The sequence below is a fragment of the Streptomyces sp. NPDC052052 genome (assembly GCF_040680455.1).
Taxonomy (GTDB): domain Bacteria; phylum Actinomycetota; class Actinomycetes; order Streptomycetales; family Streptomycetaceae; genus Streptomyces.
Genome location: NZ_JBFAWU010000003.1, coordinates 288,127 through 305,992, shown reverse-complemented (window position 1 = coordinate 305,992; position 17,866 = coordinate 288,127). Strand labels below are relative to the sequence as shown.

Sequence of the window (17,866 nt, the reverse complement as noted above, 5' to 3'; positions counted from 1 at the left end):
GCACGGCACCAGACTCCGCTCCCTGATCCGGCCTGATCCGGACGAAAGACCCTGGCCCCCGGCCGTCCAGGCCGGTGGGGGCTCAGCTCGCCAGGCCGTGACGGAACGCGTAGACGACCGCCTGGACGCGGTCGCGCAGGTTCAGCTTGGTGAGTATGCGGGAGACGAACGTCTTCACCGTCTCCTGGCTGATGACGAGGGCGGCGGCGATCTCGCTGTTGGACAGGCCGTCCGCGATCAGCCGCAGCACCTCCAACTCGCGGGGGGTGAGCGGAATATCCTCGGGGGCGCCGTCGGTGGGGCGGATGCGGGTCGCGTACCGGCCGACGAGCTGGCGGGTGACCTCGGGGTCGAGGAGCGCCGCGCCCATGGAGACCGTGCGGATGCCGTGCAGCAGGTGGTCGGGCGGGGCGTCCTTGAGGAGGAAGCCGCTCGCTCCGGCGCGCAGCGCCTCGTAGACGTACTCGTCGAGGTTGAACGTGGTGACCACGAGGACCTTGACGGGGTGGGCGACCCCGGCCCCCGCCAGCAGGCGGGTGGCTTCGAGGCCGTCGAGGACCGGCATGCGGATGTCCATGACCACGACGTCCGGGGCGAGTTCGCGGGCGAGGTCGACTCCTTTCCGGCCGTCACCGCACGCGCCCACCACCTCCATGTCGGGCTGGGCGTCGATGATGGTGACCAGGCCCATGCGGATCAGCGCCTGGTCGTCGCAGACGAGCACCCGGGTCGGCGCGGACCCGGACGGCGGAGGTGTGTTCACGAGCGGCCCCCGGCCGGTATCCGCGCCCGGACGACGAAGCCGCCGCCCGCGACGGCGCCCGCGCTGAAGTCCCCGCCGAGCATGTCGACCCGCTCGCGCAAACCGGCCAGCCCCCGTCCGCTGCCACCGACGGCGGCGGCCCGTGAGCCGGTGCCGTCCGTGCTGACCTCCACGGTGATCTCCCTCTCGCCGTGCCGCACGGTGACCGAAGTGCGGCTGCCGTGAGCGTACTTGAGGGCGTTGGTGAGTGCTTCCTGCACCACCCGGTAGGCCACGAGGTCGGAACTGCCGGTGGACTCCGGCGGGGCGCCCTCCTCGGTGAACTCCACCGGCTGGCCCGCCCGGCGGGTCTGCTCCACGAGGGTCAGGACGCGGCCGACGGCCGGTGTCCTCGGCTCGGCCGCGGCATCGCCGCCGTTCCCGGTGCCGTGATCGGGGTTGAGCAGGTCCAGCAGGTGCCGCAGATCGGTGATCGCCCGGCGCCCGGTGTCGGAGACGGCGCTCAGGGACTGCTCCAGCCGCTCGGGCGCGGCGGTCAGATAGCGGGCGGCCTCAGCCTGCACCACCATCGCCGTCACGTGGTGGGTCACGACGTCGTGCAACTCCCTCGCTATCCGGGTGCGTTCGGCGTTCCGTGTCTCCACCGCGACCCGCTTGCGACGTTCGGCCTCCGCCTGCCGGGTGGTGCGCAGCCAGCTTCCGGCGCCCCAGGCCAGGCCCAGCGCCATGTAGAAGGTCGTGAACTCCGCGGCGGTCTCGCCCGTGCCGAGGTGGGAGAGGCCCACCGAAAGCGCCACGTACGCCACGGTGAGGCCGGCCACAATGCTCCGGCGATGCTGTTCCAGGTGCGAGCCGGTGCTCACCAGCACGACGCCCATCGCGGTGGCCGCGAAGGTGTGGTAGCCGAGGAGCTGGTCGACGGCGAACCCGCCGGACACCAGGGCCAGGGAGAGGGCCGGCCACCGCCGGCGCACCGCCAGGGGCAGGGTCTCGAGGAGGATCACCACGACGGCCACCGCGTCGTGCGGGCGGTCGGGGACACCCCCGATGACCGTTCCGTTGCTGCGGAGCGCCGGGAGGAAGGAACCGATCAGGAGGAGGAGCCCGAAGAGAAGGTCCCGGACGACGACGTCCAGCCGGTACCAGACTCCACCGAGCCGCTTCCAGGTGCTGTCCAGACGGTGTCGGATGCCGTCCAGGCGGGCCTGGTTCACCAACGGCCGGAGCCGGAGCCCGGTCGGCCGGTGCCCGGCACCGCTCTCGCGGTGTCCGGCTCCGTCCGTCCAGTGCTCCGGCGAACCGGCGGATCGCTGTTCCGTCATCGGGCGAGCGCCGCGAGGGTGTCGACGCGCTCGGCGCGGCGCCGGGGGACGATGTTGCCGCGGCGGTGGGCCACGACCAGGAAGCAGACCGTCAGCAGCGTGCCGAAGACCACCGAGTAGATGCTCGCCTCGGGACCGAACTCGCCGCCCGTGATCAGATGATTGCCCGACAGGGTGGCGTCCAGCAGACCGTGGGTGTCGCCGTTGCCCGAGACCTGGGTGCTGAAGACGCCGGACTCCATGAAGTTCCAGGCGAAGTGCACGCCCATCGGCAGCCACAGGTTGCGGGTGGCGGCGTAACCGGCGGCGAGCATGGCGCCGGCCTCGATGGCGATGGCCAGGGCACCTGCGACGGTGGCGTCGTCGTTGAGGAGGTGCATGGCGCCGAACACGAGGCCGGACAGTACCAGGGCGATGTACGTGCCCGTGCCGCGTTCCAGCAGCCGGAACAGCAGTCCGCGGAAGATGATCTCTTCCGTCGCGGCGGCGGCCGCCATGAAGCCGATCAGCCCGATGGCCCCGCTCACCGAGTCGATGCCGTGGACCTTGTAGTCACCGAGGAAGTAAATGTTGCCGATGACGCAGAGGAACATCAGCGTGCCGAAGACCAGGCCCCAGAAGGTCGCGCTCGTCGCTTCCTTCCCCCGCAGTTCGGTCACCTCGCGGTTCTCGGTGCGCCGCACGGCCCACCGGTAGACGAAGGTCATCACGGCCACGGTGAGGGCGCCCACCAGGAGCGAGAGCCAGGGGTTGTCCTTCACTCCGTTGGTGAGACCGCCGCACACCGCGTAGACCGCGAAGACGACGACTACCTGCAGGACTATCTTCCAGGCTTTCATGACGTGGACCCCCTTTGCCGGTTCCGACTCCGGTTCCTTCTCCGGTCCGCGGCCCGGCGTTCCGCGGTGATTCGAACGCTACGGATTCGATGTTGGGGAATCGTCACCGTGCAGTGGACACTCGCTTGTAGCTCGCACGGGGGACAGAGGGGCGGGACGTCACCCAGAAGAGGCCCCAACCGGCCGCTGAGGGGCTCCAGTTGGGGCCTTGGAAGGGGCGATTGCGGGATCACGTCTCCATAACCACCCCGGCGGCTCAGGAACCCGAGGGCCGCTCCCGGTATCCGTCCACGACGGCCCGGCGCAGCACCGCCGTCTCCGACATGACCGTGCCCTTCTTCACCTCCGTCACGTCCTTCGTGAGGTAGCTGCGGTCGCCGAGGAACGCCAGCGTCTTCCGGTCGAAGATCCACTGGGTGGCCGTGGAGGCGTGCTTGTCGACGCGGACGACGGCGACGCCGTGCCGACCTGCCGGGTCCGTGACGTCGTCCAGCAGCGTGACGCCGGGGATGTGGGCGGCGGCCTTGTAGAAGGCGGCGGCGTTCTCGGCGGGCATGACCGTCTCGTGCAGCAGCTCACCGATCCGGTCGAACACGGCCTGGTCCGCCTCCTGGCCCTCGATCGGGTGGGGCAGCTCGTACAGCTTCTTCAGCACACACATGTCTGCCCGAGCCGTGGACGATAGCTGATATTCAGCGCGTCACCGGCTGCCCACAGGCCCAGATTCTCACTGCCCTCGGCACTGTCAGCCTGCACGGCGAACCTCTCCAAGCCGACTGGGCAATCCACTTGGAGGGGCTCTGCGTGGTGCAGGCCGACGACGGTGACTGGTATCTCGGTGACCTTGTATCCGACAGCAGTGATATCCAGTGCTGGGGCAACTACGGCCCGGATCTCGGCTCCGCCCTTCGTTCGCTTCAGCGCAGTCCGATCGCCGACCAGTGAAGGGACTGGATATGCACCAGCACTCATGGCAGAGGTCGTCCTACTGCGCCCAGGGCGATTCCTGCCTGCACGTGTCCGCAGTACCGACCGGAGCGATAGCGCTCACCGAGACCAGCGACCCCACCGGAGCGACGCTCCGCACCACGCCCACCGCCTGGGCGGCCCTCGTACGAGCTCTCAAGGAGACCCGCGTCCATGGCTGACATCCCCACCGACCTCACCTGGATCCGTGCCGCCCCCGAGGGCGAGGAGGGGCCCGGCCCCTGGATCGAGATCGCCTTCGGGCCGGACGATCTGGTCTATCTGCGGGAGACCAGTGACCCCGAGAACGTCGTGACGACGACCACGACGAAATGGGAGGCCTTCACCAAGGGCGTCGTGGCCGGCGAGTTCGACCACTTCGCCGAACTCGACGGCGGGAGTCCGGTCACCCCGTCCTGACGCCGGAGGGGTCGTCGGGCGAGGTGGCGAGCGCTACCGCTTCGACGACCCCGCCCGTACCGACCGCACCACGCCCGCGGCGGCGATCAGGAACCCCACCCCCATCAGCATGCACAGGGACCAGGCGATGGAGGGCAGCGGATGGGTGCCGAGGAACAGCGGGGCCATCGTGGCCAGCGTGGCCAGGGCGCCGATGAAGAAGACGATCGCGCCGATCCGGACGAGCCGGTCACCTGCGCCAGGAGGAGTAGTGCTCACCCCGCCAGGGTAGTTCCCGGCCGCCACGGCCCGCCGCACGCCCACCGCACGGCGGGCCGCGCACAGAATGAGCACCGTTTCTGGACAGCCAGTCCGGATGACCCGGCTTGACGAGGGGTACGTCCCCTGGGGAGGCTTCTGCCAGCAGGGGAGCACCACCACTGGATAGCCTGACCTGCTGTGGCTTTGTTCCGGCATACGGGTTGAGATGGGGTGCGTGCTTTGCCGACTGGCAAGGTCAAGTGGTTCAACAGCGAGAAGGGCTTCGGCTTCCTCTCCCGCGACGACGGCGGTGACGTCTTCGTGCACTCCTCCGTGCTTCCCGACGGTGTCGACGCCCTCAAACCCGGCCAGCGCGTCGAATTCGGTGTCGTCGCAGGTCAGCGCGGGGACCAGGCGCTCTCGGTGGCGATCTTGGATCCGGCCCCGTCCATCGCGGCCGCACAGCGTCGCAAGCCGGACGAACTCGCGTCCATCGTGCAGGACCTGACCACCCTGCTGGAGAACATCACGCCGATGCTGGAACGCGGCCGCTACCCCGACAAGGTGGCGGGCAAGAAGATCGGCGGCCTGCTGCGCGCGGTCGCCGACCAGCTCGACGTCTGAGCGGAACGGGAGAGGCCTCCGGGCCTCTCCATCCCAGGGCTCCGGGCCGTGAAGCCTGAGCCCTGGCCCCGCGGCCCTCAGACGAACGACAGCGCGTCCGGGCCCAGCGGCGGTACGAGTCCCTCGGCCGCCGCGCGCGTCAGCAGTCCGCGGATCGCCGCGTAGCCGTCCTCGCCCAGGTCGGCGGTGAACTCGTTGACGTACAGCCCGATGTGCTGGTTCGCCACGGCCGGGTCCATCTCCTGCGCGTGCTCCAGCACATACGGCAGCGACGCCTCCGGGTCGTCCCAGGCCATCCGTACGGAGGTGCGCACCGAGTCGGCGAGCAGCCGCAGTGTCTCCGCGCCCAGCGAGCGCTTGGCGATGATCGCGCCCAGCGGGATCGGCAGCCCGGTCGTCTCCTCCCAGTGCCGGCCCATGTCGGCGAGGTTGTGGAGGCCGTAGTTCTGGTACGTGAAGCGGGCCTCGTGGATGACGAGACCGGCGTCCACCTTCCCGTCGCGCACGGCGGGCATGATCTCGTCGAACGGCATGACGACGATCTCGCCGACGCCGCCCGGCACCACTTCCGCGGCCCAGAGCCGGAACAGCAGGTAGGCGGTGGAACGCTCGCTGGGCACGGCGACGGTCCTGCCGGTCAGGTCCGTGCCCGCCTCCTTCGTGAGGACGAGCGGTCCGCAGCCCCGGCCCAGCGCCCCGCCGCACGGCAGCAGCGCGTACTCGTCGAGCACCCAGGGCAGCACCGCGTACGAGACCTTGAGCACGTCGCCCTCGCCGCGCTCGGCCATGCCGTTGGTGATGTCGATGTCGGCGAAGGTGACATCGAGGGCGGGCGCGCCGGGGACCCTTCCGTGCGCCCAGGCGTCGAAGACGAAGGTGTCGTTCGGGCAGGGCGAGAACGCGATGTCCAGCGGGGTGCGGAGCGCGTCAGGCGCGGTGTCGGTCATGGTGGGTCCAACCTTCCAGTACGGGGGAGAGCTTCCCGAAGGCCCCGGTGAGCGCGGCCAGCGCCTCGCCGATGCGCCAGGCGCTCCGGTCGCGCGGGCCGACGGCGTTCGAGATCGCCCGCAGTTCCAGCACCGGTGTGCCCGTCCGGGCGGCGGCCTCGGCGACACCGAAGCCCTCCATGGCCTCGGCGGCGGCGTGCGGGTGTGCGGCGAGCAGGGCGGCGGCCCGCTCGGCGCTGCCGGTCACGGTGGAGACGGTGAGGATCTCGCCGGTCAGCGCACCGGTGGCGGCGGCCACGTCCCGCACCCGCGCGGGTGGGGGCGTGAACCGGTCGCGGCCGAAGCCCAGACCGGTGACGGGGACGAAGCCCTCGGGTGTCTCGGCGCCCAGATCGGCGGCGACGATGCCGCTCGCGACGACGAGCGAGCCGACCGGGGCGACGGGGGTGAAGCCGCCGCCGATACCGGCCGAGACGACGAGGTCGTACGGCCCGTGGGCAAGCCCGAAGGCCGTCGCGGCCGCCGCGGCGGCCGGTCCGGCACCGCCCGCGAGGACGTCGACGACGCAGCGGCCCCCGGGGCCGCCCGTGCGGTGGACCTCGGCGCCGGGCACGTCGCGGACGTCCGGCCCGTCCTCGAACGCACGCGTGACCGCGTCCCGTTCCGCGGGGACAGCGGTCACGACGAGCACACGCACGGGGGAGATGCTCCGGGGCAGGAGGGGGCGGAGGCGGTCAGGAGAGGCCAGGGGGCCGGAAGCCTTTCCGGAGAGGCCAGGAGGCGTCAGGAAGGCGTCAGCGGCGTCAGGAGGCCTTGTTCAGCTGGAAGTGCCAGATCCCGATGAGTTCCTTGCCCTTGGTCTCCACGACGCTGATCTGCGCCTTGTTCGCGGTCTCGCCGGTCTGGCTGGAGAAGAACGCGCTGCCGGAGATGGACCGGTAGGTCTTCTTGTACGGCTCCTGCTCGGCCTGCTGGCCGTCGATGAAGAGCGTCCAGCCGTTGTCCGCGATCTCCGGGTCGACGCCGAAGCGGACCTTGTCGTCCATCGCGACCTCGATGGACTTCTCCGCCTTCTTGTTGAGGCAGGTCTGGTACTCGGAGGTCTTGAGAGCCTTGCCGTCGTTGTAGCAGGCGGCCTCGGCGGTCACCGTGTCGCCATTGACCGTTACGGTCGCGAGAGGCGTCGGCTTGCTGCAGGCGGAAAGGACAAGGAGTCCCGCGGACACGGCACCAAGAGCGACGCCGATTCGACGGCCCTTACCGGATGAGAACGCAACGGTCATGGGCCGAAGGCTATCGGTCGCTCCAGTTCACGCCACGCGGGGGTGCGGCGAGCCGCGCCGTGCGGCGGCCAGCAGCCCCCGTACGGACGTGGCGGCGCCCAGGGCGAGAATGCCCGATGCGACCGACATGCCCAGTACGCCGTTCAGGGGGAGGGCGATGCCGATGCCGCCGCCGACCACCCAGGCCATCTGGAGCACGGTCTCGGACCGGGCGAACGCGGAGGTCCGTACCTCCTCCGGCACATCGCGCTGGATCATCGCGTCCAGCGAGAGCTTCGACAGGGCCTGGGTGAAGCCCGCGGTCGCGCTGAGCGCGGCGACCATCACGGTGCTGTAGAAGAGCGTGGAGAGCACCGCGACACCCAGCGCCAGCGAGAGCACCGAGGCGACGATCACCTCGGGGCCACGGGCCCGGAGCCAGGAGCCGACCGCCGTCCCGAGCGCGTTGCCGGCCCCGGCCGCCACGCCGACGATGCCCAGGGAGACGGCGGCGCTCTGCCCGGCGAGCGGCTGGTCGCGGAGCAGGAAGGCCAGGAAGAAGATCAGGAAGCCGGAGAGCGCACGGTGCGCGGCGCCGGCCTGCAGCCCGTTCAGCACGGACGCTCCCACGGACCGCAGTCCGGGCCGCTTCTCGCCGTTCCGCTCCTGGCCCCGCACCCGTCCGGTGTTCCTCCCGTTCCGCTGTCCGTTGCTCCCGGGCTCGGGCCGGGGAGGCCGCCCGGCGTACGTCGGCACCAGCCGGGCCCGCCGCTCGCCCTTCGCGGAGTCGACCTTGGGCGGCAGGGTGAAGGCGAGGACGGTCCCGGAGACGAAGATCACGCACGCGCCGTACAGCGGCCAGGCCGGTCCGAGGATGTGCAGCCCCGCGCCGACCGGGGCGGCGAGCCCGGTCGCCAGGAGCCCGGCCAGGGTGACCCGGGAGTTCGCCTTCACCAGCGAGAAGCGGGGCGGCAGCAGGCGTGGCACGACGGCGCTGCGCACCACGCCGTACGCCCTCGAGGACACCAGGACGCCCAGCGCGGCCGGATACAGCTCCAGACCGCCGGTGGCGACCGCGCCGGACAGGGCCAGCGCGAGGACCGCGCGGGCCAGCATCGCACCGGCCATCGCGGCGCGGCGGCCGTGCGGCAGGCGGTCCAGGAGCGGGCCGATCACCGGCGCGAGGAGGGTGAAGGGCGCCATGGTGATCGCGAGGTAGAGGGCGACCCGGCCGCGGGCCTCGTCCGTGGGTACGGAGAAGAACACCGTCGAGGCGAGCGCGACCGTGATCATGACGTCGCCCGCGCCGTTGACCGCGTGCAGTTCGATCAGCTTGCCGAGCCCCGACTCCCCGGCGCCGTTGGCGTGCGTCGCCCGCCGGATTCCTCTGGCGGCGCCGGTGAACGGGGTGCGCAGGGCATGACCGATCGCCCGGCCCGTCCGTCGGAACGGGCCGGAGTCCTGGTGCGACCGGGCGGAAGTCACTCCGTCATAGTGCCCCAGTACCGGCGGCGGCGAACCGGTACCGGCGCCGGGCACGGCGTCCTCCGCCCGGTCGGGCCAGCACCCCGGCCGGCTCCGGTCAGCGGCCGTTCCTGAACGGCCCGGCCCGCGACCGAGTCGGCTTCGAGGCGGACTTCGTGCGGGCCATGGCTTTCGGATGCGGCCCTGTTAGCGACGGGCAGGTGGGCGGGGGGCGGCGGAGAGGGTAGCGTGCCTAACGCGCCACCGGCGGTTGTTCTCGGCCGCGCGCCTATCGGCGATCCCGCAGAATGGATGGCAGAAGGTGCGCCCGAGGCAGGCACAACGGGTGTGGACGTCGACGCGGCCCCCAGGTCCGCTCCGCCCGCATCCGCCAGGGCCGAATCGATGGGATGTGCTGGCGCGCCCGTGAGACTGGCGTAGGAGAGAAGCGAGACCTGTGAGTGCTGCGACGACGCGAAGCCGTACCCGTACCCCTGTCCCTGACCGCCTGTGCGTCGAGGCGGTAGATCTGGCCCGCGCGGCGGCCGAGGAAGCCGCCGCTTCGGGAGTCGTCGGTGAGCACGTGGGCGTGGTCGCCGAGGGGGACCGGGTCGTCACGCATTTCTTCGAGTGCGAGGAGCCGGGCTACCGGGGCTGGCGCTGGGCGGTGACGGTCGCCAGGGCGTCGCGCGCCAAGAACGTCACCCTTGACGAGACGGTTCTGCTGCCCGGCAGCGATGCGCTCCTCGCCCCGGAGTGGGTGCCGTGGAGCGAGCGGCTGCGCCCCGGCGACATGGGGCCCGGCGATCTGCTGCCCACCGAGGCGGACGACATCCGTCTGGAGCCCGGCTACACCGGCGAGGACGAGCCGGCGCCGAACTCCGTGGCCTCCGAGGTGTCGCATGAGATGGCCGACCTCGTCGACGCGGAGGACGCGGAACTGACGTCCCGGCCCGGGACGACGGACCGGGGTTCGATCGCGGCGGTCGCCGAGGAACTCGGCATGCGGCGGGCGCGGGTGCTGTCGCGGTACGGGCTGCATGCGGCGGCCGACCGGTGGGACGAGGCGTTCGGAGCGAAGACGCCGATGGCCCAGGCGGCTCCGGCCTCCTGCGTCACCTGCGCGTTCCTGGTGCCGTTGGCGGGTTCGCTGCGGCAGGCGTTCGGGGTGTGCGCGAACGAGTTCGGTCCGGCGGACGGACACGTGGTGTCGCTGTCGTACGGCTGCGGCGGGCATTCGGAGGCGGCGGTGATGCCGAAGCCGCCGAAGCCGGCCCCGCACGCGCTGGACACGATGCAGGTGGACGAGTATCCGCTGCGCCCGGCCCGGGACTCGGGCTCGGTCCCGGCGGAGCCGGACGACTCGACGGAGGACCTCGGCCACTCCTGACCCCGGATCCGCGGGGTACGTGCCTTCCCGGCGGTGCCGTGACCGCGGCCCCGGTACGGGGTGCGCCCACGACGGCGGTCGCGAGGGGAAATCCGGTCCGGTTCACGGGCAGCCCCGGCGCGCTGCTGCGTGGAGCGCTGTCTGCGGTGCCCCGCCCGGCGAGAGGACCCGGTACCTTCGGGCGCACACTGGCGACACGGGCAAGGCGTAACCGAAAAGAGCGGAGTCAGAGCGTGAGCATGAATGCGACCGAGGGGGCCGACCCGTTCGGCACCGCACGGCTGCGGCGCGGCGTGCTCGACGCCTGGGGCGCCGGCCCCGCCCGGTTCCGGGAGGACGCCAACGCCGAGGAGGACCTCGCGCTCGGCGGCTACCGCGACCGGCTCGTCGTCGAGCTGGCCCAGAACGCCGCCGATGCTGCCGCTCGCGCACAGGTCCCCGGCCGGCTCCGGCTCACGCTGCACCCGGCGACCGCGAACTCCCCGGCCGTGCTCGCCGCCGCCAACACCGGCGCCGCCCTCGACGCCGCCGGCGTGGAGTCGCTCTCCACCCTGCGCGCCTCCGCCAAGCGCGAGGGCCACGAGGGAGCGGTCGGCCGGTTCGGCGTCGGCTTCGCCGCCGTGCTCGCGGTGAGCGACGAGCCCGCCGTCGTCGGCCGGCACGGCGGCGTCCGCTGGTCCCTCGCCGAGGCCCGCGACCTCGCCGCGCGGGCGGCCACGGCCAGCCCCGGCCTCGGCGACGAGCTCCGCCGCCGCGACGGCCACGTTCCGCTGCTGCGGCTCCCGCTGCCCGCCGAGGGCACCGCGCCCGACGGGTACGACACCGTCGTCGTCCTCCCGCTGCGCGACGGCGGCGCCGAGGACCTCGTGGTCCGGCTGCTCGACGCGGTCGACGACGCGCTGCTGCTCACCCTGCGCAGCATCAGCGAGATCGTGATCGAAACCCCGGACGGCGTACGGACGTTGAGGCGCTCGCAGCAGGGCCCGTACACCCACGTCGAGGACTCCGCGCACGGTACCCACCGCTGGCGCACCGTCACCCACCACGGCCCCGTCGAGCCCGCCCTGCTCGCCGACCGGCCGCGCGAGGAACGGCTGCGCCCCCACTGGACGGTCACCTGGGCGGTCCCGGTGGACGCGGAGGGCGCTCCGGCGCGCCCCCGTACCGCCCCCGTCGTCCACGCACCGACCCCCACCGACGAACCCCTCGGCATCCCCGCCCTGCTCATCGCCTCCCTGCCGCTCGACACCACCCGCCGGCACCCCGCGCCGGGACCGCTCACCGACTTCCTGGTGCAGCGCGCGGCCGACGCGTACGCGGAACTGCTCGCCGCCTGGCAGCCGCTGTCCGTCGACACCATCGACCTGGTCCCCGGCCCGCTCGGCAAGGGCGAACTGGACGGCGCGCTGCGCGGCGCGATCCTGGAACGGCTGCCGCGCGTCGCGTTCCTCGCGCCCGCCGCCCCGCGCGAGGCCGGCGTCGAGACGGACCGGTGGGAGCCCTGGGACGCGGACGGCATCCCGGAGGGCACCACCACCGCGCTGCGCCCCATCGAGGCCGAGGTGCTGGAGGGGGTCGGCGCCGAGACCGTGCGGGTGCTCGCGGAGGTCCTGCCGTGCCTGCTGCCCGCCGGGCTCGAACGCCGCAGCGAACTGCGCACCCTCGGGATCGCCCGGGTCCCGCTGACCGAGGCGATCGACCGGCTCGCCGGTCTGGAGCGCGATCCCGGCTGGTGGCGGCGGCTGTACGACAGCCTCTCCGGCGTCGACCCGGACCGTCTCTCCGGTCTGCCGGTCCCGCTCGCGGGCACGTCACCGGCGCAGGAATCGGAGACGCCGGTCGCCCCTCGCACCGCCATCGGCCCCCGTCAGGTCCTCCTCCCGCTCCCGGACGCGCTCACCGGCCCCGCGCTGGAACGCCTGGCCCGGCTCGGCCTGAAGGTCGCGCACCCGGACGCCGCCCATCCGCTGCTGGAGAAGCTGGGCGCCCTGCCCGCCACGCCGCGCGCCGTGCTGACGACCCCGCAGGTGCGGGCCGCCGTCGCCGGGTCGCTGGACGAGGGCGAGATCTGGGACGAGGACGCGCTGGACGCCGACGAACTCGCCCAGACCGTCCTCACCCTCGTACGCGACGCCGAACTGGCACCCGGCGACGAGCCCTGGCTGGGCGCGCTGGCCCTTCCTGACGAGGACGGCGAACCCGCGCCCGCCGGTGAGCTCGTGCTGCCCGGGAGTCCGTTCGCGGCCCTCATGCGGGAAGGCGAGCTGGCGCTCTGCGACCAGGAACTGGCCGACCGTTGGGGCGAGCAGCCGCTCACCGCCTGCGGGGTCCTCGCCACCTTCGCCCTCGTACGGGCCACCGATGTGGTGCTGGACCCGGACGAGCTGGAGCCCCGCGAGGGAGACTTCGCCGAGCCCGACGACGCCGGTCTGCTCGACGCCGTGGACGTGTGGTGCGAGGACGTCCTGGACCGGCTGCCCGACACCACCGTCCCGCCGGTCGCCACCGAACTCGTCGCCATCCGCGACCTGGACCTCGTCGACGACGACGCCTGGCCGCAGGCGCTCGCCCTGCTCGCCCAGCCGCCGTTGCGCGATGCGCTGACCCAGCCGGTGCGGGTGCTGCTGCCCGACGGTACGACGCAGTCCGTCCGCCCCTATACGGCCTGGTGGCTGCGCGACCACCCCGTGCTCGACGGCCGCCGCCCTGCCGGTCTGCGGGCGGCGTCCGGCGACCCGCGGCTGTCCGGGCTGTACGACTCCGCCGACGCGACCGGCTTCGACGACGCCCAGGTGCTGCGCGCCCTCGGCGTACGGACGTCCGTCTCCGCGCTCCTCGACGAGCCGGGCGGCGCCGCCGAACTCCTCGCCCGGCTCGCGGACGAGGACCGCGAGGTCGGCCCCGTGCAACTGCACGCCCTGTACACCGCGCTCGCCGATCTCGACCCGGACCAGGTCACACTGCCCGACGCGTTGCGTGCCGTGGTCGACGGCGAGGTCCGGGTCGTCGACGCGGCGGACGCCCTGATCGCGGACGCCCCCGATCTGCTGCCGCTCACCGCGGGGCTCCCGCTGCTGCCGGTCGCCCCGGCGCGCGCGGCCGATCTGGCCGAGCTGTTCCAGGTGCGGCGGCTCGGCGAGAGCGTCGAGGCGGAGGTGACGACGGAGGGCGAGGAGCACCAGGTGCCGCAGTCGGTGCGGGCCCTGCTCGGCGCCGGGACCCCGGACGTCTACATCGAGCACGGCGAACTGCGCGCGGGCGGCGTCGAACTGGACTGGCGCCGCACCCCCGACGGGACCCTGCACGCCGCCACGCTGGAGGGCGTCGCAGCGGGCCTGGCCTGGGCGGCGGGGCAGTGGCCGCGCCGCTTCGAGGTCGCGGCGCTGCTGGAGGACCCGTCCCGTACGGAGGAACTGGCCCGGGACCGCTGGTTCGACTGAGTCCGGCGGGCCGGGCCTGAGTGGGTGCAGGGTCGGACACACGTTCTCCCGAGAAGTTTCGCATGGTGTACAACCCTTCACGGGGGTCACAGGTCTGGACTTGCGAGTCAGCAGACTCCGAGACCGTTTGAGCCCTGCCCGGGTCGTATCACGTACTCGCGGGGCCCGTCTCCACTGGGGAAACACATGCGTATTCGTGCCACTGTTGCTGCCGTATCCGGCGCCCTGGCCCTGTCCGCCCTGGCCGTCCCGGCCGCCCACGCGGGCGACCAGTCCACCAGCCTGCCCAAGCCGACGTGGGGTGCCGACGCGTTCGGCACCGTCGCCCCGAGCGCGTCGAAGGCCCGCGTGGCCGCTGCCGCCGACGCGACGGAGCCCGTCATCTCGAAGGTCGTCGTCAACGGCGGCAAGAACATCGTCCTGGGCACCACCGCCACCAAGACCGTCTCCGTCTCGCTCACCGCCTCGCACGCCACCGGTGTCGTCGATGCCTACGCCGTCCTGTGGCACGGCACGGACCCGTCCTCGGAGGACACCCTGGACGGCGTCGTCCTGCAGAACGAGGACGAGGCAAAGTGCACCAAGGTCAATGCGACGACCTCGACCTGCAAGGTGACGGTCACGATCGACCCGCGCTACGACCTGTACAAGAACGCCCTGGCAGGCACCTGGCATGTCGCCGTGGGCGCCCTCGCCGGCAACGAGGAGGATGCCGCCTTCGATGACTTCTACGGCACCACCCGGGTGCAGCGGCTCTCGAAGCTGACGGTGAACGCGTCCCCGGAGCCCGTGAAGAAGGGCAAGACGATCACGGTCGTCGGCAAGCTGTCGCGGGCGAACTGGGAGGACCACAAGTACCACGGCTACAGCGGGCAGCCGGTGCAGCTCCAGTTCCGTAAGAAGAACAGCTCCACCTACACCACGGTCAAGACGATCAAGACCAACAGCACGGGCAACCTGAAGACGACCGTCAAGGCGTCGGTCGACGGTTACTGGCGTTGGAGCTTCGTGGGGACGTCCACCACGCCGGCCGTCAAGGCCGCGGGCGACTTCGTCGACGTGAAGTAACCCGCACGCGCGAGAACTGGTTCCCCGGAAGGCGGCGTTCGCCCTGCGAACGCCGCCTTCCGGCTATGTGGCACTACACCGGGAAGCGGCGGCCGACCAGCCGCCAGGCGTACTCCAGGGCGGCCGACGCCACCACCGCGATGCCCACCGCGGTCCACGGCATCGCCGTTCCCACCAGCTTCAGCGCGAAGAACTCCTGGAGCCACGGCACGACCAGCACGATCAGGAACGCCAGGCCCATCGCCGCCACCAGGCAGATCCGCCACCAGGTGTAGGGGCGGGCGATGATCGCCAGGACCCACATCGAGACCAGGAACAGCGTGAGGGTCGCCGCACTGGTCTCCGCCTCCAGCGCGCCCGTACCGACGTAGTGGTGCCGGGCGATCAGATACGTCGCGAAGGTGGCGACGGCCGCGATGACACCCGACGGGATCGCGTACCGCATGACCCGGCGCACGAAGTGCGGATGGGCCCGTTCCTTGTTGGGGGCCAGGGCCAGGAAGAACGCCGGGATGCCGATCGTCAGCGTCGACAGCAGCGTCAGGTGGCGCGGCAGGAACGGGTAGTCGACCTTGGTGCAGACCACCAGGATCGCCAGCAGCACCGAGTAGACGGTCTTGGTGAGGAACAGGGTGGCGACCCGGGTGATGTTGCCGATCACCCGGCGGCCCTCCGCGACGACGGACGGCAGCGTCGCGAAGCTGTTGTTGAGCAGCACGATCTGGGCGACGGCCCGGGTCGCCTCGGAACCCGACCCCATGGAGACGCCGATGTCGGCGTCCTTCAGCGCCAGCACGTCGTTGACGCCGTCGCCGGTCATCGCGACGGTGTGGCCACGGGACTGGAGCGCCCCGACCATGTTCCGCTTCTGCTGCGGGGTGACCCGGCCGAAGACGGCGTTCTGCTCGACCGCCGTGGCCATGTCGTCCGGTTCGGTCGGCAGATGGCGGGCGTCCAGGGTGTTCTCGGCGCCCGGCAGACCGAGCTTGCCGGCGACCGCCCCGACGGAGACCGCGTTGTCGCCGGAGATGACCTTCGCGGTGACCCGCTGGTCGGCGAAGTAGGCCAGCGTCTCCCCAGCGTCGGGCCGCAGCCGCTGTTCCAGCACGATCAGCGCGCTCGGCACGGCCCCGGTGGCGATGTCCGGGCCGTCGAGACCGCCCTGCGCACGGGCCAGCAGCAGCACCCGCAGCCCCTGCTCGTTGAGCTGCTCGATCTCGGTGAGCGCCGGGTCCTGCTCGGGCAGCAGCACATCGGGCGCGCCCAGCAGCCAGACCGACGTCCGGCCGCCGCCCTCGTCGAACGCGGCACCGCTGTACTTGCGGGCCGAGGAGAACGGCAGCGACTGCGTGCACCGCCACTTCTCCCCGTTCGGGCAGGCGTCGACGATGGCCTGCAGGCTGGCGTTGGGCCGGGGGTCGGAGGCGCCGAGGGCACCCAGGACGTGCTGGAGGTATGCGGCGTCCGCACCGCCCAGCGCCCGCACCTCGGTGACGTCCATGCCGCCCTCGGTGAGGGTTCCGGTCTTGTCCAGGCAGACGACGTCGACGCGGGCCAGACCCTCGATGGCGGGGAGCTCCTGCACCAGGCACTGCTGGCGGCCCAGCCGTACCACCCCGATCGCGAAGGCGACCGAGGTGAGCAGGACCAGGCCCTCCGGGATCATCGGGACGATGCCGCCGACGGTCCTGGCGATCGAGTTCTTGAAGTCGTTGTCCTGGACGACGAGCTGGCTGATGATCAAGCCGATCGCGGTCGGCACCATCATCCAGGTGACGTACTTGAGGATGGTGGAGATGCCGGTGCGCAGCTCGGACTGGACGAGGGTGAAGCGGGACGCCTCCTCGGCGAGCTGGGCGGCATAGGCCTCGCGGCCGACCTTGGTGGCGGCGAACGAGCCGCCTCCCGCGACGACGAAGCTGCCGGACATCACATGGTCCCCGGCGTGCTTCACCACGGGGTCGGCCTCGCCGGTGAGCAGCGACTCGTCGATCTCCAGGCTGTCGGCCTCGGCGACCGTGCCGTCCACGACGACCTTGTCCCCGGGGCCCAGCTCGATGAGGTCGCCGAGGACGATCTCGGAGGTGTGGATCTCGGCCGCGACCCCGTCGCGGCGCACCGTGGGTTTCGCCTCGCCGATGACCGCGAGGCTGTCCAGGGTCTTCTTGGCCCGCCATTCCTGGATGATGCCGATGCCGGTGTTCGCGATGATCACGAAGCCGAAGAGGCTGTCCTGGATCGGCGCGACGAACAGCATGATCAGCCAGAGCACGCCGATGATCAGGTTGAACCGGGTGAAGACGTTCGCGCGGACGATCTCGGCGACGGAGCGGGACGAGCGGACGGGAACGTCGTTGACCTCGCCGCGGGCGACCCGTTCGGCCACTTCGGCCGAGGTCAGCCCCCGGATGTTCACGGCAGGGGCCGGCAGTTTGACCGGGTGGACCGGGTCGAGCTCGGCTCCGGCGTCGATCCTGGACCGTTCGGGGTGATCGGGAGGACCGGATGGCTCAGGGATGTGTTCGCCGAAGGAATGGGGTGCCCGCTGCGTCATGGTTCCGACGGTACGGGTGGTTGGCCCTGTTCACCCACTGGGGGGTCCGAAGATCAGACCGGGGGAGGAGGGGAATGGTCCTCCGACAGGAGGAGTATCAGCCACCCCGCGCGGGGTGGCGTGGCGTCGGGAGCGCGGTTCCGCGGGTGGGCGGGTGGTGTCAGGCCGTCGCGCCGGGGTGCGGTGCCGGGCCGCTGCCGTTGTCCGGACCGCCCGGCTGCTGAGCCGCCTTCGCCGCCGCGTCCCGCTTGATCGCCGCGTCGCGAGCCCGTACGTACCGGATGCCGATCAGGCCGAGCCCCGCACCGGCCAGGCAGGTCCACAGCCACCACAGGTGCCCGTGGTCGTCGAACCAGCCGTAGAAGGGGAGCTGGACCAGGAAGAGGACGAACCAGAGGATCGTGCCGCCCGTGATGGTGGCGACGACGGGCCCCTCCAGGGGCTCGGGTGCCTCGTGCTTCGGTGTCCACTTCGCCATGACCTCAGTGTAGGGTCCGGCCCCCGCCCGGACCCCTTGCCCCGTAGGGGCGGCATCCACAAGGACCGACAGGCCATGTGGCGCAACGG

18 protein-coding genes are annotated in these 17,866 nt (G+C 71.9%); 7 read left to right on the top strand and 11 right to left on the bottom strand.

The features are described 5' to 3' along the window. Nucleotides 1–82: 82 nt before the first annotated feature. The 4 genes from AB0L71_RS05395 to AB0L71_RS05380 all read right to left on the bottom strand — a co-directional run bounded on the left by AB0L71_RS05395 (nt 83) and on the right by AB0L71_RS05380 (nt 3,579). Entirely contained in the window at nt 83–763 is a 681-nt protein-coding gene (locus AB0L71_RS05395) for a response regulator transcription factor (protein ID WP_365238124.1), read from the bottom strand. Next, on the bottom strand, nt 760–2,085 hold the full coding sequence (locus tag AB0L71_RS05390; RefSeq protein ID WP_365238121.1) for a histidine kinase: 1,326 nt from the start codon (nt 2,083–2,085) through the stop codon (nt 760–762). The genes AB0L71_RS05395 and AB0L71_RS05390 overlap by 4 nt, the downstream gene beginning before the upstream one ends. Then, nucleotides 2,082–2,924, bottom strand: a complete 843-nt coding sequence (locus tag AB0L71_RS05385; protein WP_365238118.1) for a CPBP family intramembrane glutamic endopeptidase — start codon at nt 2,922–2,924, stop codon at nt 2,082–2,084. Before AB0L71_RS05385 ends, AB0L71_RS05390 begins: the two co-directional genes overlap by 4 nt. A gap of 256 nt (nt 2,925–3,180) precedes the next feature. Continuing rightward, nucleotides 3,181–3,579 carry a CU044_5270 family protein gene (locus AB0L71_RS05380; protein ID WP_365238115.1) on the bottom strand — a complete coding sequence of 133 codons (399 nt, stop codon included), beginning with the start codon at nt 3,577–3,579 and terminating at the stop codon, nt 3,181–3,183. A 149-nt stretch (nt 3,580–3,728) separates the two neighbouring features. Here AB0L71_RS05380 and AB0L71_RS05375 point away from each other — a divergent pair, with 149 nt between their 5' ends. From AB0L71_RS05375 to AB0L71_RS05365, 3 genes are read left to right on the top strand one after another with little or no spacing between them, the layout of a single operon-like run. After that, entirely contained in the window at nt 3,729–3,869 is a 141-nt protein-coding gene (locus tag AB0L71_RS05375; RefSeq protein WP_365238113.1) for a hypothetical protein, read from the top strand. 11 nt (nt 3,870–3,880) lie between these two features. After that, the gene (locus AB0L71_RS05370) at nt 3,881–4,072 is read left to right on the top strand and encodes a DUF397 domain-containing protein (RefSeq protein WP_365238110.1); all 192 of its coding nucleotides are present in this window, start codon (nt 3,881–3,883) and stop codon (nt 4,070–4,072) included. Then, a complete protein-coding gene (locus tag AB0L71_RS05365; protein ID WP_365238108.1) occupies nt 4,065–4,310 on the top strand; it encodes a DUF397 domain-containing protein in 246 nt (81 codons plus the stop codon). The genes AB0L71_RS05370 and AB0L71_RS05365 overlap by 8 nt, the downstream gene beginning before the upstream one ends. 33 nt (nt 4,311–4,343) lie before the next feature. On the opposite strand, the gene AB0L71_RS05360 is transcribed toward AB0L71_RS05365, so the two are convergent. Beyond that, on the bottom strand, nt 4,344–4,568 hold the full coding sequence (locus AB0L71_RS05360; RefSeq protein WP_365238104.1) for a hypothetical protein: 225 nt from the start codon (nt 4,566–4,568) through the stop codon (nt 4,344–4,346). Between the two features lie 222 nt (nt 4,569–4,790). On the opposite strand from AB0L71_RS05360, the gene AB0L71_RS05355 reads away from it, so the two are divergent. Further along, nucleotides 4,791–5,174, top strand: a complete 384-nt coding sequence (locus tag AB0L71_RS05355; RefSeq protein WP_365238102.1) for a cold-shock protein — start codon at nt 4,791–4,793, stop codon at nt 5,172–5,174. Nucleotides 5,175–5,251: 77 nt separating this feature from the next. On the opposite strand, the gene AB0L71_RS05350 is transcribed toward AB0L71_RS05355, so the two are convergent. The 4 genes from AB0L71_RS05350 to AB0L71_RS05335 form a co-directional block, all read right to left on the bottom strand. Beyond that, nucleotides 5,252–6,121 (bottom strand): 1,4-dihydroxy-6-naphthoate synthase, encoded by an 870-nt coding sequence (locus AB0L71_RS05350; RefSeq protein WP_365238099.1) that lies wholly within the window; start codon nt 6,119–6,121, stop codon nt 5,252–5,254. Further along, nucleotides 6,102–6,818: a futalosine hydrolase gene (locus AB0L71_RS05345; RefSeq protein ID WP_365238096.1), complete on the bottom strand. Its 717-nt coding sequence runs from the start codon at nt 6,816–6,818 to the stop codon at nt 6,102–6,104. Before AB0L71_RS05345 ends, AB0L71_RS05350 begins: the two co-directional genes overlap by 20 nt. Nucleotides 6,819–6,924: 106 nt before the next feature. Beyond that, nucleotides 6,925–7,404 carry a DUF2771 domain-containing protein gene (locus AB0L71_RS05340; protein WP_365238094.1) on the bottom strand — a complete coding sequence of 160 codons (480 nt, stop codon included), beginning with the start codon at nt 7,402–7,404 and terminating at the stop codon, nt 6,925–6,927. Between the two features lie 27 nt (nt 7,405–7,431). After that, nucleotides 7,432–8,868 carry an MFS transporter gene (locus AB0L71_RS05335; protein WP_365238091.1) on the bottom strand — a complete coding sequence of 479 codons (1,437 nt, stop codon included), beginning with the start codon at nt 8,866–8,868 and terminating at the stop codon, nt 7,432–7,434. A gap of 436 nt (nt 8,869–9,304) precedes the next feature. Between AB0L71_RS05335 and AB0L71_RS05330 the strand changes: the two genes are divergently transcribed. The 3 genes from AB0L71_RS05330 (at nt 9,305) to AB0L71_RS05320 (ending at nt 14,745) form a co-directional block, all read left to right on the top strand. Further along, complete coding sequence (locus tag AB0L71_RS05330) at nt 9,305–10,237, top strand: DUF3027 domain-containing protein (protein WP_365238088.1); 933 nt, start codon at nt 9,305–9,307, stop codon at nt 10,235–10,237. A 239-nt stretch (nt 10,238–10,476) separates the two neighbouring features. Further along, nucleotides 10,477–13,677, top strand: coding sequence for a molecular chaperone Hsp90 (locus tag AB0L71_RS05325; protein ID WP_365238373.1), 3,201 nt, complete (start codon nt 10,477–10,479; stop codon nt 13,675–13,677). A gap of 186 nt (nt 13,678–13,863) precedes the next feature. Then, nucleotides 13,864–14,745, top strand: coding sequence for a DUF5707 domain-containing protein (locus AB0L71_RS05320; RefSeq protein ID WP_365238086.1), 882 nt, complete (start codon nt 13,864–13,866; stop codon nt 14,743–14,745). A 73-nt stretch (nt 14,746–14,818) separates the two neighbouring features. Here the strand turns inward: AB0L71_RS05320 and AB0L71_RS05315 are convergent, their stop codons facing one another. Together AB0L71_RS05315 and AB0L71_RS05310 are read right to left on the bottom strand one after the other, a co-directional pair. Beyond that, nucleotides 14,819–17,299 carry an HAD-IC family P-type ATPase gene (locus tag AB0L71_RS05315; protein WP_365238083.1) on the bottom strand — a complete coding sequence of 827 codons (2,481 nt, stop codon included), beginning with the start codon at nt 17,297–17,299 and terminating at the stop codon, nt 14,819–14,821. 160 nt (nt 17,300–17,459) lie between these two features. Continuing rightward, on the bottom strand, nt 17,460–17,777 hold the full coding sequence (locus AB0L71_RS05310; protein WP_365238081.1) for a DUF2530 domain-containing protein: 318 nt from the start codon (nt 17,775–17,777) through the stop codon (nt 17,460–17,462). Between the last annotated feature and the right edge of the window lie 89 nt (nt 17,778–17,866).